At 71.8% G+C, this 26,541-nt stretch carries 26 protein-coding genes; 15 read left to right on the top strand and 11 right to left on the bottom strand.

Annotation, left to right across the window (positions count from 1 at the left end; all coding sequences use genetic code 11):
• Positions 1 to 37 precede the first annotated feature (37 nt).
• The 4 genes from lpdA to ABEA15_RS01420 all read right to left on the bottom strand — a co-directional run bounded on the left by lpdA (position 38) and on the right by ABEA15_RS01420 (position 6,010).
• Complete coding sequence (lpdA, locus tag ABEA15_RS01405; protein ID WP_344139518.1) at positions 38 to 1,417, bottom strand: dihydrolipoyl dehydrogenase; 1,380 nt, start codon at positions 1,415 to 1,417, stop codon at positions 38 to 40.
• Positions 1,418 to 1,554: 137 nt separating this feature from the next.
• Entirely contained in the window at positions 1,555 to 3,057 is a 1,503-nt protein-coding gene (locus ABEA15_RS01410) for a leucyl aminopeptidase (RefSeq protein WP_345555119.1), read from the bottom strand.
• A gap of 464 nt (positions 3,058 to 3,521) precedes the next feature.
• A complete protein-coding gene (locus ABEA15_RS01415; RefSeq protein ID WP_345555121.1) occupies positions 3,522 to 4,358 on the bottom strand; it encodes an adenosylcobinamide-GDP ribazoletransferase in 837 nt (278 codons plus the stop codon).
• A 608-nt stretch (positions 4,359 to 4,966) separates the two neighbouring features.
• A complete protein-coding gene (locus ABEA15_RS01420; protein ID WP_425579349.1) occupies positions 4,967 to 6,010 on the bottom strand; it encodes a bifunctional adenosylcobinamide kinase/adenosylcobinamide-phosphate guanylyltransferase in 1,044 nt (347 codons plus the stop codon).
• Positions 6,011 to 6,292: 282 nt separating this feature from the next.
• Between ABEA15_RS01420 and ABEA15_RS01425 the strand changes: the two genes are divergently transcribed.
• Positions 6,293 to 6,499 (top strand): hypothetical protein, encoded by a 207-nt coding sequence (locus ABEA15_RS01425; protein WP_344139509.1) that lies wholly within the window; start codon positions 6,293 to 6,295, stop codon positions 6,497 to 6,499.
• A 109-nt stretch (positions 6,500 to 6,608) separates the two neighbouring features.
• Here the strand turns inward: ABEA15_RS01425 and ABEA15_RS01430 are convergent, their stop codons facing one another.
• Positions 6,609 to 7,607, bottom strand: coding sequence for an aldo/keto reductase family protein (locus ABEA15_RS01430; protein ID WP_345555123.1), 999 nt, complete (start codon positions 7,605 to 7,607; stop codon positions 6,609 to 6,611).
• Between the two features lie 69 nt (positions 7,608 to 7,676).
• Complete coding sequence (locus ABEA15_RS01435) at positions 7,677 to 8,156, bottom strand: DUF3043 domain-containing protein (protein ID WP_344139503.1); 480 nt, start codon at positions 8,154 to 8,156, stop codon at positions 7,677 to 7,679.
• A 268-nt stretch (positions 8,157 to 8,424) separates the two neighbouring features.
• Here ABEA15_RS01435 and ABEA15_RS01440 point away from each other — a divergent pair, with 268 nt between their 5' ends.
• The 4 genes from ABEA15_RS01440 to pspAB all read left to right on the top strand — a co-directional run bounded on the left by ABEA15_RS01440 (position 8,425) and on the right by pspAB (position 11,458).
• The gene (locus ABEA15_RS01440; protein WP_345555125.1) at positions 8,425 to 9,279 is read left to right on the top strand and encodes a PspA/IM30 family protein; all 855 of its coding nucleotides are present in this window, start codon (positions 8,425 to 8,427) and stop codon (positions 9,277 to 9,279) included.
• Complete coding sequence (gene pspAA, locus ABEA15_RS01445; protein WP_344139497.1) at positions 9,276 to 9,560, top strand: PspA-associated protein PspAA; 285 nt, start codon at positions 9,276 to 9,278, stop codon at positions 9,558 to 9,560. The genes ABEA15_RS01440 and pspAA overlap by 4 nt, the downstream gene beginning before the upstream one ends.
• A gap of 305 nt (positions 9,561 to 9,865) precedes the next feature.
• Entirely contained in the window at positions 9,866 to 10,786 is a 921-nt protein-coding gene (gene htpX / locus ABEA15_RS01450) for a zinc metalloprotease HtpX (RefSeq protein WP_345555127.1), read from the top strand.
• An 81-nt stretch (positions 10,787 to 10,867) separates the two neighbouring features.
• Positions 10,868 to 11,458, top strand: a complete 591-nt coding sequence (pspAB, locus tag ABEA15_RS01455; protein ID WP_344139491.1) for a PspA-associated protein PspAB — start codon at positions 10,868 to 10,870, stop codon at positions 11,456 to 11,458.
• A 107-nt stretch (positions 11,459 to 11,565) separates the two neighbouring features.
• On the opposite strand, the gene ABEA15_RS01460 is transcribed toward pspAB, so the two are convergent.
• Positions 11,566 to 11,832, bottom strand: coding sequence for a hypothetical protein (locus ABEA15_RS01460; protein ID WP_345555129.1), 267 nt, complete (start codon positions 11,830 to 11,832; stop codon positions 11,566 to 11,568).
• Positions 11,833 to 11,929: 97 nt separating this feature from the next.
• Here ABEA15_RS01460 and ABEA15_RS01465 point away from each other — a divergent pair, with 97 nt between their 5' ends.
• The 5 genes from ABEA15_RS01465 to ABEA15_RS01485 all read left to right on the top strand — a co-directional run bounded on the left by ABEA15_RS01465 (position 11,930) and on the right by ABEA15_RS01485 (position 16,187).
• Positions 11,930 to 12,709 carry a helix-turn-helix domain-containing protein gene (locus tag ABEA15_RS01465; RefSeq protein ID WP_345555131.1) on the top strand — a complete coding sequence of 260 codons (780 nt, stop codon included), beginning with the start codon at positions 11,930 to 11,932 and terminating at the stop codon, positions 12,707 to 12,709.
• On the top strand, positions 12,709 to 12,888 hold the full coding sequence (locus tag ABEA15_RS01470) for a DUF397 domain-containing protein (RefSeq protein WP_345555133.1): 180 nt from the start codon (positions 12,709 to 12,711) through the stop codon (positions 12,886 to 12,888). Before ABEA15_RS01465 ends, ABEA15_RS01470 begins: the two co-directional genes overlap by 1 nt.
• 127 nt (positions 12,889 to 13,015) lie before the next feature.
• The gene (locus tag ABEA15_RS01475; protein WP_345555135.1) at positions 13,016 to 14,161 is read left to right on the top strand and encodes a glycerate kinase family protein; all 1,146 of its coding nucleotides are present in this window, start codon (positions 13,016 to 13,018) and stop codon (positions 14,159 to 14,161) included.
• 246 nt (positions 14,162 to 14,407) lie between these two features.
• Positions 14,408 to 14,758: a HesB/IscA family protein gene (locus ABEA15_RS01480; RefSeq protein WP_344139476.1), complete on the top strand. Its 351-nt coding sequence runs from the start codon at positions 14,408 to 14,410 to the stop codon at positions 14,756 to 14,758.
• A 454-nt stretch (positions 14,759 to 15,212) separates the two neighbouring features.
• Positions 15,213 to 16,187 (top strand): carbohydrate kinase family protein, encoded by a 975-nt coding sequence (locus ABEA15_RS01485; protein WP_345555137.1) that lies wholly within the window; start codon positions 15,213 to 15,215, stop codon positions 16,185 to 16,187.
• A gap of 162 nt (positions 16,188 to 16,349) precedes the next feature.
• Here the strand turns inward: ABEA15_RS01485 and ABEA15_RS01490 are convergent, their stop codons facing one another.
• A complete protein-coding gene (locus tag ABEA15_RS01490; protein WP_345555139.1) occupies positions 16,350 to 17,186 on the bottom strand; it encodes a DUF2470 domain-containing protein in 837 nt (278 codons plus the stop codon).
• Positions 17,187 to 17,261: 75 nt separating this feature from the next.
• Between ABEA15_RS01490 and rpsD the strand changes: the two genes are divergently transcribed.
• On the top strand, positions 17,262 to 17,873 hold the full coding sequence (gene rpsD / locus ABEA15_RS01495) for a 30S ribosomal protein S4 (protein ID WP_344139465.1): 612 nt from the start codon (positions 17,262 to 17,264) through the stop codon (positions 17,871 to 17,873).
• A 141-nt stretch (positions 17,874 to 18,014) separates the two neighbouring features.
• Here the strand turns inward: rpsD and ABEA15_RS01500 are convergent, their stop codons facing one another.
• Entirely contained in the window at positions 18,015 to 18,251 is a 237-nt protein-coding gene (locus ABEA15_RS01500) for a sulfurtransferase TusA family protein (protein ID WP_344139462.1), read from the bottom strand.
• Positions 18,252 to 18,643: 392 nt separating this feature from the next.
• On the opposite strand from ABEA15_RS01500, the gene ctaC reads away from it, so the two are divergent.
• From ctaC to ABEA15_RS01520, 4 genes are all read left to right on the top strand, one after another.
• Positions 18,644 to 19,651: an aa3-type cytochrome oxidase subunit II gene (gene ctaC, locus ABEA15_RS01505; protein ID WP_465269420.1), complete on the top strand. Its 1,008-nt coding sequence runs from the start codon at positions 18,644 to 18,646 to the stop codon at positions 19,649 to 19,651.
• Positions 19,651 to 21,324 carry an aa3-type cytochrome oxidase subunit I gene (gene ctaD / locus ABEA15_RS01510; RefSeq protein ID WP_345555142.1) on the top strand — a complete coding sequence of 558 codons (1,674 nt, stop codon included), beginning with the start codon at positions 19,651 to 19,653 and terminating at the stop codon, positions 21,322 to 21,324. The genes ctaC and ctaD overlap by 1 nt, the downstream gene beginning before the upstream one ends.
• A gap of 15 nt (positions 21,325 to 21,339) precedes the next feature.
• Positions 21,340 to 21,765 (top strand): cytochrome c oxidase subunit 4, encoded by a 426-nt coding sequence (locus ABEA15_RS01515; protein ID WP_344139453.1) that lies wholly within the window; start codon positions 21,340 to 21,342, stop codon positions 21,763 to 21,765.
• A gap of 250 nt (positions 21,766 to 22,015) precedes the next feature.
• A complete protein-coding gene (locus tag ABEA15_RS01520) occupies positions 22,016 to 23,335 on the top strand; it encodes a L,D-transpeptidase (protein WP_345555144.1) in 1,320 nt (439 codons plus the stop codon).
• Positions 23,336 to 23,713: 378 nt separating this feature from the next.
• Here ABEA15_RS01520 and qcrB read toward each other — a convergent pair whose 3' ends face one another.
• Entirely contained in the window at positions 23,714 to 25,387 is a 1,674-nt protein-coding gene (gene qcrB, locus ABEA15_RS01525) for a cytochrome bc1 complex cytochrome b subunit (RefSeq protein ID WP_344139447.1), read from the bottom strand.
• Between the two features lie 3 nt (positions 25,388 to 25,390).
• Positions 25,391 to 26,524 carry a cytochrome bc1 complex Rieske iron-sulfur subunit gene (qcrA, locus tag ABEA15_RS01530; RefSeq protein ID WP_344139444.1) on the bottom strand — a complete coding sequence of 378 codons (1,134 nt, stop codon included), beginning with the start codon at positions 26,522 to 26,524 and terminating at the stop codon, positions 25,391 to 25,393.
• Positions 26,525 to 26,541 lie beyond the last annotated feature (17 nt).

Consider the following 26,541-nt stretch of genomic DNA (forward strand, 5'->3'; position numbering starts at 1 on the left):
AAAGGCGGGGCGAGCCCCAGCCCGCCCCGCGGTCGCCTCATTCGTGGACGTGCAGCGGCTTTCCGGCGAGTGCCAGGTGCGCTTCGCCCAGCGCCTCCGACTGCGTCGGGTGCGGGTGGACCAGCTGGGCCACCTCCGAGGGCAGGGCCTCCCAGTTGTAGATGAGCTGGCCCTCGGCGGTCAGCTCGCCCACGCGGGAGCCGATCATGTGGACGCCCAGCACGGGGCCGTCCTTCTGGGCGATGACCTTGACCGAGCCCTGCGTCTGCAGGATCTGGCTCTTGCCGTTGCCGCCGAGGTTGTAGTCCAGCTCGACGGTCTCGTACCCCTTCTCCTTGGCCTTGGCGGAGGTCAGGCCCACTGAGGCCACCTCGGGCTCGGAGTAGGTGATGCGGGGCACGCCGTCGTAGTCGATGGCCGGCGGGTTCAGCCCGGCGATCTGCTCGGCGACGTAGATGCCCTCGGCGAAGCCGACGTGGGCCAGCTGCAGGGTGGGGATGAGGTCGCCCACCGCGTAGATGCTGCCCACGCCGGTGTGCAGGTTCTCGTCGACTTGGACGAAGCCGCGCTCCAGCTGGACGCCGGCGTCCTCGAAGCCCAGGCCCTCCGAGACCGGCCCGCGGCCGATGGCCACCAGCAGGACGTCGGCCTCCAGGGGCTTGCCGCCGCCCTGGAGCGAGACGCTGACGCCGGAGTCGGTGGTCTTGACGCTCTCGAACGGGGTGCCCAGCTCGTACTTGATGCCGCGCTTGCGGAACGCGCGCTCCAGCTGCTTGGAGGTGGACTCGTCCTCCAGCGGAAGCAGGTGCGGCAGCGCCTCGACGATGGTGACCTCGGCGCCGTAGGAGCGGTAGACGCTGGCGAACTCGACGCCGATGACGCCGCCGCCCAGCACCACCACCGACTGGGGGACGCTCTGCATCTCCAGCGCCTGCTCGCTGGTGATGACCTTCTCGCCGTCGATGTCCAGGCCCAGGGTCTTGGGCACGGAACCGGTGGCCAGCAGGATGTTGGCGCCCTTGTATACGGCGCCGCCGACGGTGACCTCGTCCGGCCCGGTGAGCCGGCCCTCGCCCTCGACCACGGTGATGCCGTGCGCCTTGATCAGGCCGGTCAGGCCGCGGTACATGCGGTTGACGACCTTGTCCTTGTAGGCGTTCACGCCCGGCATGTCGATGCCCTGGAAGTCGGCCTTGACGCCGAAGGTCTCGCTGTCCCGCGCGGCGTCGGCGACCTCGGCCGAGTGCAGCAGCGCCTTCGTGGGGATGCAGCCGACGTGAAGGCAGGTGCCCCCGAGCTTGTTCTTCTCGATCAGGGCGACCTTCATGCCCAGCTCGGAGGCGCGGATGGCGGCGGCGTAGCCACCGCTGCCGGCTCCCAGGATCACCAGGTCGAAGGTGCCGCCGTTCTCACTCACGGGAAGGACACTCCTTGATGTGGATGTGAATGTTCGTCTGGTTCGGACGAGTCCGCGCGGAGGGCGGTCCGGGTCCGCTACCCGGATGCCGCCGCTGTTCGCGTTCTAGCTGCGGTCGCCGTGGTTCGGCTTCCGCGTCAGGTCCGGCGTGCGGAGCGGTTCTCCGCGATCCGCACCAGGGTCCGGGTGGCGGCGCCGGTACCGCCCTTGGGCGTGTAGCCGAAGGGGCCGCCCTGGTTGAAGGCGGGGCCGGCGATGTCCAGGTGCGCCCAGGCCGTGCCGTCGGCGACGAACTCCTTGAGGAAGACGCCCGCGCTGAGCATGCCGCCCCAGCGCTCGCCGGCGACGTTGGCGATGTCGGCCACGGCGGAGTCCAGCCCCTTGCGCAGCTCCGCGGGGAGCGGCATGGGCCAGGACTGCTCACCGGCTTGGGTGGCGGCGGCCACGACGTCTTCGCGCACACCGTCGTCGTTGGCCATGACGGCGAACACCCGCGTGCCCAGCGCGACCAGTTGGGCTCCGGTGAGGGTGGCCACGTCCACGATCAGGTCGGGGGAGTCCTCGTGGGCGCGCACGAGCGCGTCGGCCATGACCAGGCGTCCCTCGGCGTCGGTGTTGAGGACTTCGACTGTCGTGCCGCCGTAGATCGTCAGCACGTCGGAGGGCCGCTGTGCGCTGCCGCCGGGCATGTTCTCTGCGATGGCGAGGTAGGCCACGGCGTTGACGGCCGGGCCCAGCTGCGCGATGGCGCGCATGGCGCCCAGGACCGCCGCGGCGCCGCCCATGTCGGACTTCATCCAGTCCATCGCGGAGGCAGGCTTCAGCGAGAGGCCGCCGGAGTCGAAGGTGATGCCCTTGCCGACGAACGCCACGGTGCTGCTCGCCTCGGGGTGGGTGTACTCCAGGCGGACCAGGCGGGGCGGGTTGGCCGAGCCCTGGCCGACGCCGATCAGGCCGCCGTAGCCGCCCTCGGCCAGCGCGTGCTCGTCGAGGACCTCGACGGCCAGGCCGTTCTCGCGCGCCACCTGGGCGGCGATGTCCGCCAGGTCCTCGGGTACGAGGTCGGCGGGGGAGGTGTTCACCAGGTCGCGGCTGAGGCTGACGGCTCCGGCGAGGGTGCTCGCGCGCTCGGCGGCCTCCCGCGCGCCGGCGGCGGTGCTGGCGACCAGCAGCTCCGCGGCGGGGCCGCGGGTGTCCTCGCCGGTGCGGTACCGGGTGAAGGAGTAGTCGCCGAGCAGGGCGCCCAGAGCGGCCGAGTGCACCAGCTCGGGGGTGTCGGCGGGCAGGGCGAGGGCGATCCGGGTGTGGTTGGCCCCGCGCGACCGCAGCGCGGCTCCGGCGGCGCGGGCGACGGCGTCGGGGTCGGGCGCGCCGCCCGGCGGCGGGGCGCCGAGGCCGACGGCGATCACGACCGGCGCGGTCAGCGTGCCCTGGGTGGGGACGCTGTGCACCTCCTCGGCGGCACCGGTCGCTCCGAGCAGCGACAGCGTCTTGGCCAGGCCGCCGGGGAAGGCGGCGTCGACGCTGTCGGCGCCGGACGCGGGCTGGGGTCCGTCGTCCGACGGATGGTAACCGACCACCACCGCGTCGACGTCGAGCGAACCGGGGGATTCCGTAATTACTGACAACGACGTGCTCACGTCCCCGATGCTAGCCCTTGTGACGTGCCGCCGGGCACCGCGCCCGCGGCGTGGCCGCGCGCGTGCGCAGAACGCCGGAATGCGCCGCGGTCCTGGTGGCCGTATGCGGCGGCGGAGGCGGGTGGAGGCGGGTGGTGGCGGACGGAGGCGGCGCCCGCGGCCGGGAGCGGCCGCGGGCGCCGCGGAGCGGAGACCGCGCCGTCGGCCCCGCTCACGCGGGCGTCGCCGCGATCCGGGCCCGGCGGCGGTTCGGGGTGCGGTGCGTGTGCGGTGCGCTTCGGCGGCGCCGCGGCGTGCCGGAGGCGCACGCCGCGGCGTGCGCGCCGGGCGGGCGCCGCCGGTGCCGCCCCGGGCGGACGCGGCAGCGCGGCGGCTGTGAAGAGATGTGAGGATGGCAACACGTGCCACCCGCCGGTACGCCGAGCGGGAGGCGGGAGCGGCGGCCGGGCTCCGCCGCCGCGGGCTCAGGCGGCGGCAGCGGCCGTGACCAGCAGTGCGGCGGTCGTCGCGGTCTCGGACAGTGCCCCCAGGGTGTCGCCGGTTATGCCGCCGGTACGGCGCAGCGCGCGGGCGAGCAGCGGCGCGGCGGCGGCCGGGCCCGCCGCGGCGGCGAGGGCGCAGGAAAGCGCGAACGCGCCGCCGCCCGCGAGCCCCGCCAGCGCGGACACCGCCACGACCGCCCCGGTCGCCGCGGCCGCCGCCCAGTACGGAACGGTCCCCGACACGAACGCTCCCAGGCCCTCCGGGCGCGCCGAGGGTACGCGCGGGGTGCACGCCCAGGTGATCGCCAGCCGGCCGCTCGCAGCCGCGGCCACCAGCGCGGCGGCCGCGGCGGCGGGCGAGGAGTCGGCGACGGCTCCCAGCGCCGCCGTCTGTATCAACAGCACCAGCACCAGAGTGATGACGCCGAAGGGCCCGATGTCCGAGCGCCGCATGATCTCCAGGGCGCCCTCCGCCGGACGACCGCTGCCGAGCCCGTCGGCGAGATCGGCCAGGCCGTCCAGGTGCAGCCCGCGGGTCAGCAATGCGAGCGAGCCCACCGCCAGGACGGCGGAGAGGAAGCCGGGCAGGCCGACCAGCAGCGCGGCCGCCAGCACGGCCGCGGCGGCGGTCCCCAGCGCCGCGCCCACCAGCGGCGCGAGGGACATCGCCCAGCCCGCCACGGCGCGGTCCACCCGCGGAGCCGCGACCGGCACCGCAGTCAGTGTTCCGCCCGCCATGCGCAGCCCGTCGAGGCAGTCGCGCAGGGGGCCGCCGCGGGAGCCGCCCCCGGGGGGTTCCGCGCCGTCGGCTGGGGGCATCGCGTGTTTCCCTTTCGTCACTGGGCGGGACCCGCGGCCGCCGGAAGGGCCGGCGCGGGCGGTGCGACCGGCGCCCTCCACGCGCCGCCGCGGCCTTCGTGCCGGGCCCGGTCCGGCGGGTGCCGCCGTCGCCGCGAAGGTAAGGGGCCGGGGAGGTAAGGAGCCGGGGAGTCCGCCGACCGCCGAGGATGCGGCGCGGATGGAACCACCCTACGCAGCCGCTCGGCAAGGCGGCGATCCGCCGAGGGCGCCCGAGGGCGTGTTCGCTGTGTCCGTCGGCAGCGGGCGGGGTTCGTGCGTGTCCCCGCGCATGAGAGGGCGGTGCGCTGCTGCCGGCCTGCTTCAGGGGGTCTGGTCTTGCGGGGTGGGCCCCGTCGCGGCGCTGCGCGGTGTCCGGTGCCGCTTTCTCGCGGTTGGGGAAGGAGGGCCCTTTCCCTGGCGGGCTGCGCAATCCTGCACAGTGGGGGGCGGGGACTTCTGCTGCGAGCGGTCAGCCCGGACCGGTGCGGCACCAGCGTCAAAGGAGACGTCTGCCGCGACCGGAGGGAAAGGTCGCGAGGGCGGTCCCGGGGTGCCGCTCGGCAGGGCGGCGATCCGCCGAGCGTGTCCTAGCGCAGCTCGACGACGCGTCCTGCTGCAGCGAGCACGACCTCCTCCGACTCCGCCGCCAGGAGCTGGTTGACCCGCCCCAGCCAGTCGCGGAACAGTCCGCCGCTCGCCGTCGCCGGCACCACGCCCGAGCCCACCTCGTTGGTCACCGCGACCAGGTAGGCCGGGCAGCGGCGCCAGGCCTCCACCAGCTCGTCGACGCGTGCGGCCAGCTCGTCCTCGGCGCCCGAGGGCGGCGGCTCCTGCCACAGCCCGCACGACTCCATCGCGCCGGCCAGCCAGGTGCCCACGCAGTCGAACAGGACGGCGCCCCGCGCCTCGCGCAGCGCGGCGGCCGCGTCCGGGGACTCCACGGTCTTCCACCAGGAGGGCCGCCGTGCCCGGTGCAGCGCGACGCGGCGGGCCCACGCCCGGTCCCCCTCGTCGCCGTCGTCCTCCCCACCGCCCGGCCGGGGGCCCGTGGCCAGGTAGGTGACCTCGGGCTCGCCCAGAAGGCGCGTCTCGGCCTCGGCCGACTTCCCCGACCGGGCACCCCCGGTGACCAGCACGCGGTGCGGGCCGTGGGCGCGCTCGGGCGGCCAGGCCGACGGGGGGCACCACTGCTCCTGGCCGTCGAACGGCGCCGAGGCGCCCCACAGCCGTGCGCGGCGGTCGAACTCCGCGGGGGAGTGCACCCGGTGGTCGCCGCCCACCGCGAGGACCGCCGTGGTCGTGGCGGCGACGCCCGCCCGGCGCAGGGCCCCGATCGCGGCGGGCGACGCACCGACGTCCACGATCGCCACGTCGACCTGGTGCGCGGGGGTACCGGGGGCGGAGGCGGCCTCGGCCGTCCAGCCCCCGGCGTCCTGCGGGTCGGGGCGCGGCGAGGGCGCGGGACCGTCGGCCGGCGCATCCGGGCTGGCGAGCAGCAGTCGCCCGCCGCCGGGGCCCTCGACGCGTGTGCCGTAGGGGGTGACCTCGACCGTGTATCCGGACGGGGGAGCCGAGACCGGACCCGCGCCGGGTTCGCGCAGCGTCAGCGCGTCGTCGACGGTGACCCGCAGGGGGACGCGGCGGTTCTCCGCGGCGCGGTTGCACGATGCGCAGCGGCAGTGGGGTGCGGGCCAGCCTTCGGGGCCGGAAGTACCGGAAAGTCGGATTCGCACGTTGGCCAGTCAATTGCATCGGGGGCGGGGACGGCGGGGCGGGCCCGCGGCGCGCAGGGCGCACTGCGGCGACGCGCGCCGGGAGCGGTGGCGCTCCGCGGGCACAGCCTATGCTCGGAACCGTCTCCGGCGCCGGTACGGGCGCCGGCAGCGCGAGTCGGACATGAGAAAGGGCGGCCCATGGCCTGGAGCTGGCGGTACGAGACCGAGCACGGCAAGCCCCTGGAGGACGGGGCCCTGCCGCGCGAGCTGTTCTCCTCGCGCGGCGACGCCGAGAGCTGGCTGGGCGAGACCTGGCGCGAGCTGGTCGACGGGGGCGCCTCGCGGGTCACGCTGCTGGAGGACGAGCGCCCGGTGTACACGATGAGCCTGGACGACCCCGCCTGAGCGGAGCCCCCGCCGCGCGCCCGCCCGGAGGCGGCGCGCAGCGGGGCACGTCAGCCTGCGGCCCGCGGGCGGCGGCCCCTTCCGGCCCGGCCGGAAGGGGCCGGTTCGCTCAGGGCCGCTGGGGCGGGCTGACCGTGAGCGCGGGGTCGCGCTGGACGGCGTCGCCGAGGGCCTCGTCGATGCGGGCCATCAGGCTCTCGTCGAGGCGCACGCCCGCGGCCGCGGCGTTGTCGCCCACCTGCTCGGGCCGCGAAGCGCCGATGATCGCCGCCGAGACGTTGTCGTTCTGCAGCACCCAGGCCACCGCCAGCTGGGCCATGGTCAGCCCGGCCTCCTCGGCGAGGGGGACCAGGCGCTGGACGCGCTCCAGTACGTCGTCCTTCAGCACGCGGCTGATGAACCGCCCGCCGGTCTCGTCGGTCGCACGCGAGCCGGCCGGCGCCTCCTGGCCCGGCTTGTACTTGCCGGTGAGCACGCCCTGGGCGATGGGGGAGAATACGATCTGGCCCAGCCCGCCGCGCCGGCTGGCCGGAACCACCTCGGGCTCGATGACCCGGTGCAGCATGCTGTACTGCGGCTGGTTGGAGACGATCCGGTCCAGACCCATCTCGTCGGCGAGCGTGAGCGCCCGCTCGATCTCCTCGGCCCGCCACTCCGAGACCCCGATGTAGCAGACCTTACCCTGGCGCACCAGGTCGTCGAAGGCCCGCAGGGTCTCCTCCAGCGGGGTCGCGTAGTCGAAGCGGTGCGCCTGGTAGAGGTCCAGGTAGTCGGTGCCCAGCCGGCGGAGCGAGTCCTCGCAGCTGCGCACGATGTGCTTGCGGGAGAGGCCGCGGTCGTTCTTGCCCGGGCCCGTCGGCCAGAAGACCTTGGAGAGGATCTCCAGGCCGTCGCGGCGCTCGCCCTTCAGCGCCCGGCCCAGGACCTCCTCGGCGCGCCCCTGCGCGTAGGCGTCGGCGGTGTCGAAGGTCGTGATGCCCTCGTCCAGCGCCGCGCGCACGCACGCGGTGGCCCCTTCCTCCTCGATCTGGGAACCGTGGGTGATCCAGTTCCCATAGGCGATCTCGCTGATGACCAGACCGCTGTTGCCAAGATGCCGGAATTCCATGCCGAGCACCTTACGCCGGTGCGGGCGGGCGGCCCATCGGAAGGGTGGGCGTGCCGGGCCCGCGGCCGGTCAGCGCCTGGGGGCGGGAACGGGCTCGCCGGGCTTGACCCTGGGCTTGGGCAGGCGCAGCCGCCGGACCTGGAGCTGGCGCACCGCCGCGTACCAGCCCGCGCCGCGCACCGAGCCGTCGTCGGGGAACAGCTCGCGCGCCTGGCGCTTGACGCGGTTGGCGACGAAGACGCCCTCCACGATGATCGTGACCATCATGGCCGGCCACACCACGTAGGTCACCACGACCTGGAACTCGGGCAGCGGCAGGAACAGCAGCACGATGATGGCCAGCGAGAAGTACAGGAAGTACTCGCTGATGCTGCGCCGGGAGTCGACGACGTCGCGCGCGTAGGCGCGCACCGGGCCGAGGTCCTGCGGGCGGAAGTTGCGCTCCTCGCCGGGAGGGGCCCCCTTCGCGCGCTTGACGCGCGGGACGTCGCGCGCCTGGCGCTCGCGCCAGGCGCGGTAGGCCTCCTTGCGGGTCTGGGGGGCGTTCACCGGCCGGTGCAGCGCGGGTGCGGATTCGCGGCGCTTGGGCGTTGGCGCGCCCTTCTTCGGGGTATATCCCTTAGGTTGGGTGGCCTCAGCAGTGGCAGGGCCGGACGCGGCCGGATCTTCGGATGCGGGAACGGAGCGACGTCGGAACACGTCTACCAGGGTAGCCGGTCCGAGCTTCATGGCGACCCTCCGCCCGAGAGCGTAGGGTTGGATGCAGCGCCCGCCGGGAACAGCCGATACACGGACCGAGAAGGGGACGGCCACGCCGATGAGCGTGTTTCAGCGACTTTCCATGATCTTCAAGTCCAAGGCCAACCGGGCCATGGACTCCGTCGAGGACCCGCGCGAAACCCTCGACTACTCTTATCAGAAGCAGCTCGAACTGCTGCAGAAGGTCCGGCGCGGCGTGGCAGACGTCGCCACCTCCCGCAAGCGGGTCGAGCTGCAGGTGCAGCAGCTGGAGCAGCAGTCGGGCAAGCTTGAGACCCAGAGCCGCCAGGCGTTGGAGCAGGGCCGCGAGGACCTCGCGCGCGAGGCACTGACCCGCCGGTCCGGCCTGCAGTCCCAGATCGACGGACTCCGCCAGCAGCACGAGCAGCTGCAGGGCGAGGAGCAGAAGCTGACCCTGGCCGCCCAGCGCCTGCAGGCCAAGGTCGACTCCTTCCGCACCCGCAAGGAGACCATCAAGGCCACCTACACCGCGGCCCAGGCCCAGACCCAGATCAGCGAGGCGTTCTCGGGCATCTCCGAGGAGATGGGCGACGTCGGCATGGCGGTGCAGCGCGCCGAGGACAAGACCGCCGAGATGCAGGCCCGCGCCGGCGCGGTCGACGAGCTCCTCGAATCGGGCGCCCTCGACGACGTCAGCGGCAGCTCCCGCGACGACATCCAGTCCGAGCTCGACCGCATGGCCAGCTCCAGCGGAGTCGAGCTGGAGCTGGAGCGGATGAAGCAGGAACTCGGCGGGGGCTCGGCCCCCGCGCCCCAGATCGAGGAGGGCGGCACCGCCTCCTCGGGCGGCACGGGCGGCGCCGGAGGCAGCACGGCCAACGGCAGCGGCACCAACGGCAGCAGTGCCAACGGCGGCCAGACCCAGCCCTACCGCCAGGGGGAGGGAGCATGATCGTACGGATCATGGGGGAGGGGCAGCTCGACCTCACCGACGCAGACCTGGACCTGCTCAACCGCTTCGACCGCATCCTTGAGGAGGCCCTCGAGTCCGACAGCGAGGACACCTTCCGCCAGGCCCTGCACGACCTGCTGGAGCGGGTCCGCCAGGACGGCAAGCCGCTGCCGCCGGACTCCCTGGAGCCGTCGCAGTTCATCCTGCCGCACGCGGACGCCAGCATGGAGGAGGTCCGCGCCATGCTCGGTGACGAAGGACTCATCCCCGACCTCTCCTGACACCGGGAGCGCCTTTTCCCGGCCCGCCTCCCGGTCGGCTGCCCGCGATGGCCGCCGCGCGCCGCGCGGCGGCCATCGGCGTTTCCGGGCCTCGCCGGAGCGGGCCCCCGGGCGCTCCGCGCACCGGCGCCGCCCTCTCCCCGCCCAACGCGCGCGGCTGCGGCACTCCGGGTACGCCGTCGCCGCTGACTAGACTGCAGATGTCCGGTCGGATGAGCAGGGCCGTCGATCCGCGGCGCGCCTCCGGCCGGCGGACCCGGCCGCCGCCGGGACCGGACCGTGCAAGCGGACCGAGGAGCGCCGCCGTGGCTGGTTCGAAGTTCACACCCGACCGCGGGCTGACCACCCGCATGGTCGCCACCATGTCCTTACTGGGCATCCTCTACGTGGCGTTCGTCATCGCGCTGTACCTGGTGGGCATGCCGCTGTGGCTGCTGATCCTGGTGGTGCTCGGCTTCGCCGCCTTCCAGTACTTCGCCTCCGACAAGATCGCCGTGTTCTCCATGGGTGCGCGGGAGGTGTCGCCGGCCGAGGCGCCGGAGCTGCACGCCGTCGTCGACCGGCTGTGCGCGATGGCCGACATGCCCAAGCCCAAGGTCGCGATCGCACGCACCGACGTCCCCAACGCCTTCGCGACCGGCCACAACGAGAAGAACGCGGTCGTCTGCGCGACGACCGGCATCATGCGCCGCCTGGACACCGCCGAGCTGGAGGCCGTCCTCGCGCACGAGCTGAGCCACGTCGCCCACCGCGACGTGATGGTCATGACGATCGCCGGCTTCCTGGGCATCATCGCCGGGTTCCTCACCCAGATGGGCCTGCGCTTCGCCCTGTTCAGCGGCGGCGCCCGCAGCAACAACAACGGGCCCGCGCCGGCGGTCGTCGCCCTGCTGGTGGTGCTGGTCAGCGCCATCGTGTGGGTCCTGAGCTTCCTGCTGACACGGGTCCTCTCGCGCTACCGCGAGCTCTCCGCCGACCGCGCAGCCGCCTACCTGACCGGACGCCCCTCGTCGCTGGGCAGCGCACTGACCAAGATCAACGGGGACATGGCGCGCATCCCCACCAACGACCTGCGCCGGGCCGAGCCGTTCAACGCCTTCTTCTTCACCCCCGCGGTCTCCAAGAAGGGGTTCAGCTTCAGCCAGCTCTTCTCCACCCACCCGCCCATCGAGCAGCGCCTGTCCCAGCTGTCCGACATATCCCGGCAGCTGGGGACCGGGGCCTGAGCGCGCGGCGCCGCGGCGGCGCACGGCCGCCGGGGCGCGGCGGAGCACCCACGGACAGCCGAACACGGGGAAGGACCCGACATGAGTTTCCTGCGCGCCCTGCTGGGCCGTTCCAAGCCCGCTCAGCCCGACCTCGACGCCCTGTTCGGCCTTCCCTCGGCCGCCATCACGCTGCAGGCGACCGCGGGCCTGCGGCCCACCGGCACCGGCTCGGTGGCCTTCCGCCCCGCCGAGGGGCAGGCCTTCAGCGAGCTGCAGCAGAGCGTCACCGACCTCCTCAACGCCGACGGCGGTCCCCGCATCGAGGCGACGGCCGACGAGTACGGCTACACCTGGCTGGTGATGGAGGCGCCGGACGAACCGGCCGATCCCGCGTCCGGCGGTATCAGCGAGCTGGTCACCGACATCCACGCCGTCAACTCCTCCCTGGAGACCCACGGCTACGGGCCCTCCCTGCTGTGCTCGCTCGTCACCTTCGCCGACGAGGGGGGCCGCCGGGTCGCGCTCGTCTACCTCTACAAGCGCGGCACCTTCTACCCGTTCGCACCTCTGGTCGGCCAGCGGCGGGACAACGCCCTGGAGCTGCAGGTGGAGGCCGCGGTGGGCGACGACCTCGCCGTCGAGCGGGACAAGGCCCGCTGGTTCCCCGTCTACGGAGCCCCCGGCCTGTAACCCGCCGCCCGGCGGCCGGGAGGGCGCACGTTCGGAAGCGGGCGGACCGGGGTGGCGGCGCCGTACGTACGGGCGGACACGCGCGGTGCGGCGCCGCCGGGAGCCGCTCACGTGCGCGCCCGCCGCTTGTGCGCGAACACGGCGGCGGGATCGGCGTCGGCCACCACCAGGTCGACCACCTTCGCCGCCCCCAGGCGGTCCAGCACCGCGATGTGCCGCGTCGCGCCGGTCGACGTGGGGAAGGACGCAAGATTGTCCGTAGCGGTCACCGTGGTCCCGGCGATCGCGACACTGTAGCCGCGACCGCGCTTGAGCGCTATACCGCGTTTCCGTGCTTCGGTTGTGAGTTGGTCAATGATTTCAAGCTCTCCCATGGGGAAACGGTCCTCCTGATCGGCGCCGTTTCATAGTGAGAGGAATGTTCCCGCACGGGGATGGTTCAAGTTGCACATCGGTGCATAGGATCAGCGCGTGAATGAAACGGGATTCGGCGCGAACCTCGCAAAACTACGTGAACTTTCCGGGCTCACACAGCGTCAGCTGGCCATGCGGATCGGCGGCTCCGCTTCCTCGCTGTCCAGATGGGAATCGGGGACCATCACCCCGAAGCGCGCCGACGTCGAACGGCTGGACGAAACCCTGAGCGCCGGCGGGCGCCTGGTGAGAACGTGGGAAACCGAGGCCTCGGGCTCTCAGCTGCCCCCGTGGATGCGCGCAGTCGGCTCGCTTGAGGACAAGGCGCTGTCCATCGACACCTTCACCCTGTCGACGGTCCCGGGGCTCGTGCAGAGCTATGCGTTCGCCCGCGAGGTCTTTCGCGCGGGGCGACCGACGGCAACCGCCCAAGAGCTGGACAAGCTCGCACGCGCACGTGTGGAGCGGTACGAACGGCTGACGCGCACCAGCGACCCGTTCGTCACCGCGGTCTTCCCCGAGTTCGCGCTGGGCTGGGCTCCCGAACACGTTCGGATCGAGCAGGCCAAGGCGCTGCTGGAGCTCGCTCAGCGGGAGCGGACGTCCATCCACATCGTGCCGAACGGGACTCTGCTGCTGTCGGTGACCTCGGCGGTTCACGTCTACCGGCTGGGTGACGGCGCCGTGGTCGCCGCAAGCGACCACGGCAACGGCAACCTCGTGTACGACACCGCGTCGCACGCTGCGAGGATTGACGGGTTCATCCGGGACGCCCTGACCCGCGCTCTCCCGGAAACGCACACTGTGACGCTGCTCGAAGGGATGTTGGTCCAGTGATGTGGTCTGCGGACGGGTTCCACAAGTCGTCGTATTCGGACAGCGGAAGTCACTGCGTCGAGGCCCGGGAGACTGTGGAATCCGTCGACGTGCGCGACACTCAGAACCGCGATTGCGGGCACCTTTCATTTCCCGTAGCGGAATGGCGGGCGTTCCTCGCGGACGTCGACGAACTCTGAATCCCCAGGCTGCATTGCCGGTGTCCGCAGTCTGAGCGGCGACGGGTGTCCGCATCGCCGCCGTCCGCCCTCCGCAACCGGGCGGCCCGGGCGGCGGCCGCCATGAGGCGCACGGCACACTGGTGGGGTGCGCATCGTCATAGCCCCAGACAAGTTCGCCGGCACCCTCAGCGCCGTCGAGGCCGCCGAAGCCGTCGCCGAAGGGTGGCGCTCGGTCGACCCCGGCGCGCAGACCCGGCTGCTGCCGCTGTCCGACGGCGGCCCCGGCTTCGTCGAGGTCCTGCACACGGCCCTCGGCGGCACCCTGCACGAGGCGCAGGTCACCGGCCCGCTCGGCGCCCCCGTTCCCGCCCGCTACCTGGTGTCGGGTGCCACGGCCTACATCGAGAGCGCCCAGGCCTGCGGCCTGCACCTGGTACCCGGGGACCGGCGCGACCCGGGCCGCACCACCAGCCGCGGCGTGGGCGAGCTGATCGCCCGCGCGGTCGCCGACGGCGCGCGCAGCGTCGTCGTCGGGCTCGGCGGCAGCTCCACCAACGACGGCGGCGCCGGCATGCTCGCTGCGCTGGGCGCCGAACCCGCCGAAGCGCTCAGCTGCGGCGGCGCGGCGCTGGGGCAGCTTCCGGGCGCCGTCGGGCTCGACGCCGCGCGCGAGGCGGTTCACGGGGTCTCGCTCGTCGCCGCGACCGACGTCGACAACCCGCTGCTGGGCCTGCACGGCGCCAGCGCCGTCTTCGGTCCGCAGAAGGGCGCCGACGACGACCAGGTGCAGCGCCTCGACGCCGCGCTGGCCGCCTTCGCCGAGGCCACCGACCCCGGCGGGCTGCGCGACGCCCCCGGCGCGGGGGCGGCCGGCGGCCTGGGCTACGGCATGCTGCTGGTCGGCGGCGCCGTGGAGTCCGGTATCGCCCGCGTGCTGGGCGCGGTCGGCCTGGCCGAGGACGTCTCGGCGGCCGACCTCGTCATCACCGGCGAGGGTTCCTTCGACACCCAGTCGCTGCGCGGCAAGCTCCCGCACGGCGTCGCCCGGGCGGCCGCCGACCAGGGTGTGCCCTGCGTGGTCCTGGCCGGCGCAGTCGGCGTCGGGCGCCAGGAGGCCGCGGCCGCCGGCATCGCCGAGACCTACTCCCTGGTGGAGTCGGCGGGTTCGACCGAGGCCGCCATGAGCCGCTCCGCCGAGGAGCTGCGCAAGCTCGCCGCCGATGTGGCCCGGCGCTGGTCGGGCGCGCGCACCGGGGCGGCGGGCGCCGCCGGCGACTCGTCCGCCGAATAGGCCCGGTGGCGCCGCGCGGCGCCACCGGGCCTATTCGGCGCGTCAGCGCACGTCCGGGTACCCCGCGGGTCGTCCCCAGCACAGATCGCGAATATGGCGGCGGCCGGTATGAGCGCCTAGTCTGGACGGCAGCAGCATTGCGCGTCCCCGCCACGGGCAGGAATGCAACAGCGGCCGCGGGCGTTGACCTGTCCGGGTCGACCAGTGCCAGTGGCGGCCGCCACGCTTTTACGGAGGAGCTAGCAGATGACGGTTCAGAGCGAGGCCCCCGCGCAGGGCATCATCCTGACGGAGACGGCGTCGAGCAAGGTCAAGAACCTCCTGGAGCAGGAGGGGCGCGACGACCTGCGGCTTCGTGTCGCTGTGCAGCCGGGCGGCTGCTCGGGGCTCCGCTACCAGCTGTTCTTCGACGAGCGCGAGCTCGACGGCGATGTCGTGCGCGACTTCTCCGGCGTCGAGGTCGTCACGGACCGGATGAGCGCCCCCTACCTCATGGGCGCCAAGATCGACTTCGTCGACACCATCGAGAAGCAGGGCTTCACGATCGACAACCCGAACGCCTCGGGTTCCTGCGCCTGCGGCGACTCCTTCAACTGAGGCGACCGCTCCCGCACGCCGGCGCCCCGATCCCGGGCGGCGGCGCGGTCGGGCATCGCCCGCAGACCAGCCGAGGGTCCGCACGCCCCGCCGGGGCGCGCGGACCCTCGTCGTTTCGCCGGGGCCCGCGCCGCCGCCGAACCCGCTGTAGCGGTGCGCCCGCACCGGGCGGCGGCTCCCGCCGCCGCGCGGCGGGAATTCTTCTCCCGTAGGCGCAGGGCGGAACGGAAAGCGTGTGGCGGAACAATCCGGATTCGGATTCCCGGCTGCGCCCGCTGCGGCGCGGAATTCGCGGCGCCGGCGCGCACCGATCCTGCACAGACCGGAACCGGAGCGGATATCCTGCCTCTGACCTGCGACGGAGCGGTACCGTCGCAGGCGCCTTCAACGGGAGAATCCGGGATCGGTAGGCTTGAGGACCGTCCATTCTCCCCAATCCAAGGAGCCCTCTGCAGTGCGCATCGCGGTTACAGGATCGATTGCCTCCGACCATCTGATGACCTTCGAGGGACGGTTCTCCGAACAACTCATCGCCGATCAGCTCGAGCAGGTGTCGCTGTCGTTCCTGGTGGACGAGCTCGAGGTGCGGCGCGGCGGCTGCGCCCCCAACATCAGCTTCGCCATGGGGGTCCTGGGCCTGAGCCCCGTCCTCGTAGGCGCGGCAGGGGCCGACTTCGACGAGTACCGCTCCTGGCTGGAGCGCCACGGGGTGGACACCTCCGGCGTGCACATCTCCGAGCTGCGCCACACGGCGCGCTTCGTCTGCACCACGGACAAGGACCACAACCAGATCGCGTCGTTCTACCCCGGCGCGATGGCCGAGGCGAAGAACATCGAGCTCAAGCCGCTCTCCGACTCCGCCGGCGGCTTCGACCTGGTGCTGGTCAGCGCCAACGACCCCGGCGCCATGACCCGGCACAGCCAGGAGTGCCGGGACCGCGGCCTCGCGTTCGCCGCCGACCCCTCCCAGCAGCTGGCCTTCATGGACGGCCCGCAGGTGCGCGAGCTGATCGAGGGCGCCGACTACCTGTTCACCAACGAGTACGAGAAGGCGCTCTGCGAGCAGAAGACCGGCTGGAGCGAGGACGAGATCCTCGGCAAGGTCCGCACCCGCGTGACCACGCTGGGCGCCAAGGGCGTGCGCATCGACCGCCGCGGTGAGCCGCCGATCCAGGTCGGCCCCGCCGCGGTCTCCGACAAGGTCGACCCCACCGGTGTGGGCGACGCCTTCCGCGCCGGCTTCCTCGCGGGACTGTCCTGGGGACTGCCCCTGGAACTGTCCGCCCAGGTCGGCAACGCCATCGCGGTGCACTGCCTGGCGGTCAACGGCCCGCAGGAGTACGAGCTGACCGCGGCGAGCCTGCTCGACAAGATCACCGAGTCCTACGGCGAGGACAGCGCGCGCGAGATCAAGCCGCACCTGGCCTGAGGTCTTGTGGCCGTACCCGCCCCGGCGCCGCGCAGCGGAGCCGCGACGGGTGCACCGGGCCTTCCCGGCGGCGGGTCGCGGGCGTCTCGGCCCGCTCGCGGTCCCGCCGGGGAGGCCCTTTTCGCGTGTCCGCCGGTCCGCCGCGCCCTCGGACCGCGCGGGTCAGCTCCGGCGGCGGGCCTCGTCCCGGGGACAGCGGCGGCGGTGCCGTCCCGGGTCGGCGCCGTGCGCCGGTGCGGCGTCCCCGGCGAGGAAGTCGAACAGCGCGCGCTCCAGCTGGCACGCCTCCGTCGCGCGGGCGCTCCAGGGCACCCGCACCAGGGCCGCGTCGGCGCCGCCCGTGAGCTGCACCCACACCGTCGCGCCGCGGGCGTCCAGCTCCCACAGCCAGGCGGCTCCCCGCGGCGCTCGGGGCAGCCGGTGCACCGCGCGCGTCAGTTCGTCGCGGTAGCGGTCGTTGACCCGGGCGATGATCTCCTCGGCCGGCCCGGTGAGCGGGTCGGGGCGGGTCAGCGCGAACGCGGCGCCCTCGACCAGCCCGGCGGCGTCATAGGTGTGGTAGGCCACACGGCGCGGTGTCAGCCTGAGCAGCACCGGTGCGTCCGGCTCCGGGCGCCGCGCGGCGGTGGCGAGCAGCTCCTCGTCGGGGTGGCGCTCCCACACCGCGAGGGCCGCCGAGCGGCGGTCGCGGGCGGGGACCTCCTCCAGGCTGCCCTGGCACCACAGCCGAGCGCGTACAGTAGAGGTGCGACCCACGCGCCGAAGCGCGGACAGATCGACACCGGCCTCCGGGCCGCTGGCTGTCCGCCGCTCCTCCCGCACCGCCTCGTGCAGCGGGTGGTGCGCCGCGACCCACAGCAGGACGCGGCCGGCGCGATCGACCGCCCCGCGCACGCTGAAACGCGTGTCGGGATTGTCTGCCAACGTCGCCGCGGTGGGGGTCGCCGTGGCGGCAAGGGAACGGACCCGTTCGGTCTCGGACGGGCTGGGCTGTCGCATGACACCTCCTAGACTTAGGCAAGCCTTACCTAGGACTCCCATATTTCGCAAGTGACTCATAGACGGAGGACGTGAATGCGCTACACCGGACCTAAGGTGCGGTTGTCCCGGCGCGCGGGTACCCCGCTGACCCGTAAGGCGGTCAGCTACTTCGAGAAGCGGCCTTACCCCCCGGGTGAGCACGGCCGCCGAGTTCGGCGCTCCACCAGCGACTACGCGGTGCGCCAAGCGGAGAAGCAGAAGCTGCGCTGGTACTACGACCTGTCCGAGAAGCAGCTGGCCCGTGCCTACGAGACGGCCAAGAAGCGGCCCGGGCGTACCGGTGAGGAGCTGATCGCCGAGCTGGAGACGCGGCTCGTCTCGATCGTGCTCCGCTCCGGGCTCGCGCCGTCGGTCTACGCGGCGCGCCAGTACATCAACCACGGCCACATCACCGTGGACGGCAAGAAGGTCGACATCCCCTCGTACCAGGTCAAGGCCGGCCAGGTCATCAGTGTGCGGGAGAAGTCCCGCCAGATGGTGCCCTTCGTCGAGGCCGCCGAGGGCGTGCACGCCGACGACAAGACCGCCGGCTACCTCGCGGTCAGCCACAAGGACCTGCGCGTGGCGGTCATCGACCGCCCCAAGCGCGAGCAGGTGCCGGTGCCCTTCGACGAGCAGCTCGTCGTGGAGTACTACGCGCGCTAGCCCCAGCGCTTCGCGTGCCTGATGCGGGCCGCGCGCCTTGCCGGACCTCCGGAAGGGCGCGCGGCCCGCTTCGTGTCGGCGGCCGGGCCGCCGACACGCCCGCACCCGCCAGCCGCGGGCGGTCGGGCCGTCTGCGCGGGCTCAGTACATGCGCCGGATGTGGAACGCACTGCCCCGGGTCAGCGGCACCTCGCCCACGAACTCCTGCATCTTCATCCGGCACCAGGACGGGATGTCGGTGCGCGCCGCCGGGTCGTCGGCCGTCACGGCGATGACCGAGCCGATCGGCACCTCCCGGATCCGCCCGGCGAGCATGATGATGGGGATCGGGCACTTGCGCCCGACCGCCTCGACGGTCACCAACGGCTCCTCCGCCAACGGACCTCCTCTGGTGGTGGCTCGTACTCCATTCTTTACCCGAGCCGGGCACTAAACGGCACCCGGTTAAGAGGCCGGTAAATCCCGCGGTACTCTCGCCTTAGCCCGCTACCGACGGCCGGAACCGGATACTCCGGGCACCCGGCGGCCGAGGCCGGCGGGCCGGGTGAACACGCCGACTCCCCGGAGCGCCCGCATCCCCGTGCCACCGGGCGGTGGGGCGGGGCGGACGCGTGTGGCCGCGTCCCCCGCGCGGGCACGCTGCCAACACGCTGGTCAGGCATGCCCCTGATCGGGGGCCCGGGAAGATCGCGCTAGTGTTTCCCCCGAAAAGCTTTGGAATACGACCGCCCGCGCAACGTCCGCGGGCATCACCGCTGGGAAGGCAATCCGTGAGTCCGACCCGCCATAGGAATCGGCGCCCCGCGCTGCGCCGATGGGCACCGCGTGGCGCCGCGCTTGCCGCGCTGGGCCTGGCTGCGACCGGCTGCGCGTCGAACGAGTTCACTCGTTTGGGTGTGCCGGAGCCGATCACCGAACAGGGCCAGCGCGTCCTCACGCTCTGGCAGGGTTCATGGGTGGCGGCGTTCGCGGTCGGCATTCTCGTGTGGGGATTGATCGTCTGGTCGGTCATCTTCCACCGCAAGCGCTCCGAGCAGCTCCCGCCGCAGGTGCGCTACAACATGCCCATCGAGGCCCTCTACACCGTTCTGCCGATCGTGATCATCGCGGTGCTCTTCTACTTCACCGCGCGCGACCAGACGGCGCTGCTGTCCACCGAGGAGGCGCCCGACACCAACATCGAGGTCGTCGGCTTCCAGTGGAGCTGGCAGTTCAACTACCTGGAGCAGTCCAAGGCCGAGGCCGAGGAGCAGGGCAGCGAGCCGCAGACGCGGTTCTCCGTGGCCGGAACCCCCGAGCACAGGCCCACCCTGGTACTGCGCGAGGGCGACGTGGTCCACTTCGACCTCACCTCGCCCGACGTCATCCACTCGTTCTGGATCCCGGCCTTCGCGTTCAAGATGGACGTCATCCCGCACCAGGACAACGAGTTCCAGGTCAAGGTGAAGGAAGGCACCGCGGGCACCTACGCCGGCCGCTGCGCCGAGCTGTGCGGCGTCGACCACTCCCGGATGCTGTTCACCCTCAAGGTGATGGAGCCCGGCGACTACGACGCCTGGGTCGCCGAGCAGGAGGCCAAGGCTAAGCAGCAGCAGCTGGAGACGGCCGAGCAGCTGGAGTCGGGAGTCGAGAACCCCGGTACCGGGATCGACCTCCCCGGCCCCGAGGGCGAGGGCCCCGAGGACGAGGTCACCGACGAGGAGCCGGCGGCCGACGAACCGGCCCCGGCCGACGAGGCGAACGTGCCCGCCGCGGCCAGCGAGGAGGCAGGGCGCTGATGGCGACCGTGACGCAGACCCCCGAGGCGGCGGCTCCCGCCAGTACACGCAAAGGATCGATCCTGGTCAGCTGGGTGACCTCGACCGACCACAAGGTCATCGGGTACATGTACCTGATCACCTCGTTCGCGTTCTTCCTCCTCGCCGGTGTTATGGCGATGATCATCCGTGCCGAGCTGATGTGGCCCGGCATGCAGGTGGTCAGCCACGAGCAGTACAACCAGCTGTTCACCATGCACGGCACGATCATGCTGCTGCTGTTCGCGACCCCGCTGTTCGTCGGGTTCACCAACATCATCATGCCGCTGCAGATCGGTGCGCCCGATGTGGCGTTCCCGCGCATGAACCTGCTGGGGTACTACCTCTTCCTGTTCGGCGGCCTCATCGTGGTCGGCGGGTTCCTCACCCCCGGCGGCGCCGCCAGCTTCGGCTGGTTCGCCTACACACCGCTGTCGGACGCGGTGCGCTCACCCGGGCTCGGCGGCGACCTGTGGATCATGGGCCTGGTCGTCAGCGGTCTGGGCACGATCCTGTCCGCCGTCAACTTCATCACCACCGGGCTGTGCATGCGCGCCCCCGGCATGACCATGTTCCGCATGCCGATCTTCACCTGGAACGGGCTGCTGACCAGCGTGCTGGTGCTCATCGCCTTCCCGGTGCTGACGGCCGCGCTGGTCGCGCTGGGCGCCGACCGCATGGTCGGCACCCACGTGTTCGATCCCGAGCACGGCGGGGCCATCCTCTGGCAGCACCTCTTCTGGTTCTTCGGCCATCCGGAGGTCTACATCATCGCGCTGCCGTTCTTCGGCATCGCGACCGAGGTGCTCCCGGTGTTCAGCCGCAAGCCGATCTTCGGCTACAAGAGCCTGGTGGCGGCCACCATCGCCATCACCGGCCTGTCGGTGACCGTGTGGGCCCACCACATGTTCCCCACCGGCGCGGTGCTTCTGCCGTTCTTCTCGTTCATGTCGTTCCTCATCGCGGTCCCCACCGGTGTGAAGTTCTTCAACTGGGTCGGCACGATGTGGCGCGGCCAACTCGTCTTCGCCACGCCGATGCTCTTCACCGTCGGCTTCCTGGTGACGTTCCTCTTCGGCGGGCTCACCGGTGTGCTGCTGGCGTCGCCGCCCATCGACTTCCACGTCACCGACTCCTACTTCGTGGTGGCCCACTTCCACTACGTCGTGTTCGGCACCGTGGTGTTCGCGATGTTCGCGGGCTTCTACTTCTGGTGGCCCAAGTTCACCGGGAAGATGCTCAACGAGGCCCTGGGCAAGATCCACTTCTGGCTGCTGTTCTTCGGGTTCCACGGGACCTTCCTGGTGCAGCACTGGCTGGGCGCCGAGGGCTTCCCCCGCCGCTACGCCGACTACCTGCCCTCGGACGGGTTCACCGGCCTGAACATCATCTCGTCGGTCAGCTCGTTCGTGCTGGGCGCCTCCACTCTGGTGTTCTTCTGGAACATGTGGGTCACCCACCGCAACGCCGCCAAGGTCGAGGTGGACGACCCCTGGGAGTACGGCTGCTCGCTGGAGTGGGCGACCTCCTGCCCGCCGCCGCGGCACAACTTCACGTCGCTGCCGCGCATCCGCTCCGAGCGTCCGGCGTTCGACCTGCACCACCCGCACGCCGCCGCACCCGGTGTGGCGCCCGAACCCGCAACCGCGAAGTAGGGGAGCGAGCTCACCATGAAGATGCAGGCCTACCTGTTTATGGGCGTCTCGACCTTCTTCGGCCTGGTCGCCGCCATGTACGCGTACTGGTCCTGGGTGGCGCACGGCACGATCGAGTGGACCGGCACCGTCGCGCTCGTCGTGTCGATCTTCTTCGGCTGGATGATCGGCTTCTGGCTGTGGCAGTCGGCGCGGCGCAGCGAGCGGTACCACGGCCTGGCACCCGAGGAGCGCCTCGACGGCGACATCCCCGAGAACTCCGGCGAGTACGGGTTCTTCAGCCCGCACAGCTGGTGGCCGCTGTTCGTGGCGATGGCGGTGGCCTTCATGGCCGTCGGTGTGACCATCGGCTGGTGGATGGTGTTCATCGGCGCCCTCGCCGTGATCCTCACCGTCATCGGCTGGGTGTTCGAGTACTACCGCGGCGAGTTCAGCCACTAGCCACCGGACCCGGCCCGGCCGGGCGTCCGAGACTCCGGTCACCCCCGGTGGGCGGCGGTTTCCACCGAAGCCGTCACCCGCCGGGGGTATTCTTTTTCCGGCGGCCGGCGTCTCCCGCCGGTACGTTGCCGGTTTCCCATCCCCCGCGGCCGCCTTCCCGTGGAACAGCGGAACTTTTCGGCATTGTTTGGCATCGGCCCTGTAGGGGCAGTGCCGAGCAAAGGCCGCCTTCAAGACTGGAGGTCGCAGGGTGAAGGGCAGATCACTCCCAACGGCGCTGCGCGGCGCCGGAGTCGGACTGGCCGGGCTGGCCCTCGTCCTGGCGACGGCCTGCACCGGCGGCTCCGGCTCACCGACGGCCGCGGGCGAGGGCGAGACCGGCCCCGCCGTCGACGTGCGGATCTCGCCCAAGGACGGCGCGAGCGAGGTCGAGCCCGACGTCCCGGTGACCGTCGAGGCCGCCGACGCCAAGGTCACCGACGTCCGGATCGAGCAGACCGGCGGTGCGGCCGACGCCGCCGCCGAGGAGAGCGCGAGCCCCTCGCCGAGCGGCGAGTCCGGACTCGGCGAGGTCACCGGGTCGCTCAGCGAGGACGAGTCCACCTGGGTCAGCGACCGCAACCTCACGCCCGGCTCCGAGGTCACCGTGACCGCCACCGCCGAGAACAGCGACGGCGAGCAGACCGAGGTCGTCAGCGAGTTCCGCACCAAGCAGGCGGTCGAGGGCAAGCGCCTGGAGCTGCAGTCGAACTTCCCCACCAGCGGCCAGACCGTGGGCGTGGGCATGCCGGTGATCGTCAACTTCGACCTGCCCGTCGAGAACAAGGCGCAGGTCGAGAACTCCATGGAGGTCACCTCCGAGACCCCGGTCGACGGCGCCTGGAACTGGTTCGGCGACACCACCGCGGTCTTCCGCCCGCAGGAGTACTGGGAGCCCCACCAGAAGGTCACCGTCGACCTGCTCCTGGCCGGGGTCGAGGGCTCCGACGGCGTCTACGGCATCGAGAACCACCAGCTCAACTTCGAGGTCGGCCGCGAGCAGATCAGCACCATCGAGGACTCCCAGCACACCATGACCGTCGAGCGCGGCGGCGAGTCCATCAAGACGTTCCCCATCAGCAACGGCCGCGGCGACATCCGCAAGTACACGACCACCAGCGGAGTCCACCTCACCATGGAGAAGTACGACCACCTGGTCATGGACTCCTCGACGACGGGCATCCCGGTCGACAGCCCCGAGGGCTACAAGCTCGACGTCGACTACGCGGTCCGCTTCTCCAACAGCGGCGAGTTCACCCACGCCGCTCCGTGGAACGGGCGGCTCGGCGAGTCCAACGAGAGCCACGGCTGCACGAACATGAGCAACGCCGACGCCAAGTGGTTCTACGAGCAGTCGCTGATGGGCGACCCGCTCATCATCAACGGCACCGACCGCGAGCTCGAGGTCGACAACGGGTGGGGCTACTGGCAGCGCTCCTGGGACGAGTGGCTGGCCAACAGCGCCACCGGCGAGCCCGACACCACCGACGGCGAAGGCACACCGGGCGACGTGCACGGCGAGGACGCCTGAGGAGCCGCTGACCGGGCGCTCCGGGCGGGCTGCACACTCCCGCCCGACCAAAGCGCCGGTACCGGCCACGGGGCCGCGGAGTCGCACTCCGCGGCCCCGACGCGTGTCGGCCTCCCCCTTTGCCCGGCGCGGCACCCGAGCCCCGCAGCGGGCGGCTCAGCGCTGCTCAGGCGGCTCCCGGCGCCCCGCTTCTCCCCTCAGCCGTGCGCCGTTCTCCGCAGGCGGCGGGGCGACGGGGCCGTGGGAATGGGGGAGTGGGGAAACGGGGAGCGGCTCCGGCGCACCGCCGGGAGACGCCGGAACGCGACGGCCCGGCACCCCGCGGGGTGCCGGGCCGTCGCGTTCCGCCCACCGGCCGCGGGCGGCCGGAACGGCAGGCTAGGAGGTGGAGGAGGTGGTGGCCTCCTCGCGGGCCTCCTCGTGCTCGCCCTCCTCGTGGGCGCCGTGGTGCAGGTGGTGGCCCGTGTGCGGGCGCACGCCCTCGAAGGAGACGTTGTCGCGGGTGTACCACTCGGCGAGGCGCTGCCGCAGCCGACCCGTCATCCCGCGCGAGGACGGCGACTCCACGCCGTTCTCGTCGAGGGCCTGCACCTCGATCCGCGAGACCGGCTCCTTGCTCTCCAGCACGCGCACGGTCTCGTCGGAGGACTCCTTGTGCACCTCGATGAACTCACCGCTGGGCAGCTGCTGGATGGTGCCGCTCTCGTAGCCGTGCTCCAGCTGCTCCCGGTCGCGGCGCTGGAGGCCCAGGCACACGCGCTTGGCGATCATGAAGCCGATGAACGGCCCCACGATGACCGTGATCCGGAAGAACCAGGTGGTCGCGTAGAGGCTGATGGAGAAGGTCTCCGACAGGATGTCGTTGGACCCCGCCAGCCACAGCAGGCCGTAGAAGGTGATCCCGGCGACGCCCATGCCGGTGCGGACCGGGGCGTTGCGCGGGCGGTCGGCCACGTTGTGGTGGCGCCGGTCGCCGCTGATCCACTGCTCCACGAACGGCCACAGCGCCATCGCGCCGAACACCAGACCCGGAATCACCAGACCCGGCACGAGCACCGCGGTCGGAATCGCATAACCCGCGATGTTGAGGTCGAACCAGTTCGGGAAGATCCGCAGCGACCCCTCCATGAAGCCCATGTACCAGTCGGGCTGCAGCCCGGAGGTGATGGAGGTCGGGGTGAAGGGCCCGAACAGGTGGATCGGGTTGACCTGCACGAACGCGCTGAGTCCGGCGGTGACGGCGAAGACGAAGAAGAAGAACCCGCCCGCCTTGACCGCGAACGCCGGCAGCATCGGCGTGCCCACGACCTGTTTCTCCGTGCGCCCCTTGCCGGGGTACTGGGTGTGCTTCTGGTGCCACAGGATCAGCACGTGCGCACCGATCAGCGCCAGCAGGATGCCCGGGATCAGCAGGATGTGCAGCATGTACAGCCGCGGGATGATGTCCTCGCCGGGGAACTCGCCGCCGAAGAGGAACATCGACACGTAGGGCCCCACGATCGGCAGGGCCATCATCACGCCCTGCAGGATGCGCACGCCCATGCCGGAGGGCAGGTCGTCGGGCAGCGAGTACCCGAACAGCCCCTCGATCATGGCCAGGGCGAAGAGCGCCACACCGATCAGCCAGTTGATCTCACGCGGCTTGCGGAACGCGCCGGTGAAGAACACCCGCAGCATGTGTACCAGCATCGCCGCGACGAAGATCAGCGCGGCCCAGTGGTGGATCTGGCGGATCAGCATGCCGCCGCGCACGTCGAAGTTGATGTAGAGCGTGGAGGCGTAGGCCTCGCTCATCGTCACGCCGTGCAGGCGCTCATAGGAGCCGTGGTAGACGATCTCGGCCATGCTCGGCTTGAACCACAGGGTCAAGAAGACGCCCGTGACGAGCAGGATGATGAACGAGTACAGGGCGATCTCGCCGAGCATGAACGACCAGTGGTTCGGAAAGACCTTGCCGAGCTGCTTCTTGCCGGTCTTGGCGAGGTGGAACCGGTCGTCGATGTAGTTGCCGGCGCCGCGCAGCGCCTTGGGCGCCTGTGTTGTACGACTCATCGGCTAGTTCCCCCTCTGCGCGTCCCAGAAGGTCGGCCCGACCGGCTCGGAGAAGTCGCCGTCGGCCACCAGGTAGCCTTCTTCGTCCACTGTAATGGGCAGCATCGGAAGCGGCCGGTGGGCCGGTCCGAAAACGACCTTGGCGCCGTTGGCGGCGTCGAAGGTCGACTGGTGGCACGGGCACAGAATCCGGTGCGATCCGCTCTCGTAGAGCGCCGCCGGGCATCCGACGTGCGTGCAGATCTTGGAGTAGGCGACGATCCCGTCGTGGGTCCAGTTGCGCTGCTCCCGCGTCATCTCGTCGCTGAACTCGGACTCGTCCATGCGGATCAGCAGGATGACCGTCTTGGCCTGGTCGTTGAGGCTCAGCCCGTGCGGGTGCTCGGGGTCGGGCGCCACATAGGGCAGGGCGCTGATCATGCCGCCCGCGCGGAGGTCGTCCGCGTGGATCCAGCCGTCCTCGTCCTCCTGGACGCCGCCCTCGACGACCATGTGCATGCCCGGCTCCCACAGCGTGTGCTTGAGGGTGTCGCGGGGCAGCGGGCCGGTGTCGCGCAGCAGCACGATGGGCGCCAGCCCCAGCGGGGCCATGGCCAGCAGCAGGGTGCGGCGCATCAGGGGGCGCTTGGTGAACCCGCTCTCGTCGGCGCCGCGCATGAAGAAGTCGCTGAAGGAGCTCTTCTCCTCGGGCGCCGACGGAAGCTCGTCGTAGTCGTTGGCCACCTCGTAGTGCGGCATGACCCGCCGTGCCCACACCGTCATGCCCGCACCGATGCCGAACAGGGACAGCGTGAGCGTGCCGCCCATCAGCATGTTCGCCCACTGGCCCACCAGCGGGTTGGCGATGGCCGGGTCGCCCTCGGCGTCGGGCGGGAACAGGAAGTAGGACACCAGGAAGCCCACGCCGCCCAAAAACGCCAGGGTGAACCACATCGAGGCGGTGCGCTCGCCCTTGCGCTGCACCTCCTCGGGGCGGGAGTGGGTCTCCGCCGCGGAGTAGGCGCCCTCGTGGTCCGCCTCCTCGCCGGTCCTGCCGGAGACCACCCGGTCCTCCTCGGCGGAGGTGGGGGTGCCGATGACCCGGTCGGGCCCCTCGGCGCCCGGGTCGGTGTCGTGGTTGCGGTTGTTCTCAGTCATGGGCTCGCTGCTTTGCG

The organism is Streptomonospora halophila (assembly GCF_039542725.1).
Lineage (GTDB): Bacteria > Actinomycetota > Actinomycetes > Streptosporangiales > Streptosporangiaceae > Streptomonospora > Streptomonospora halophila.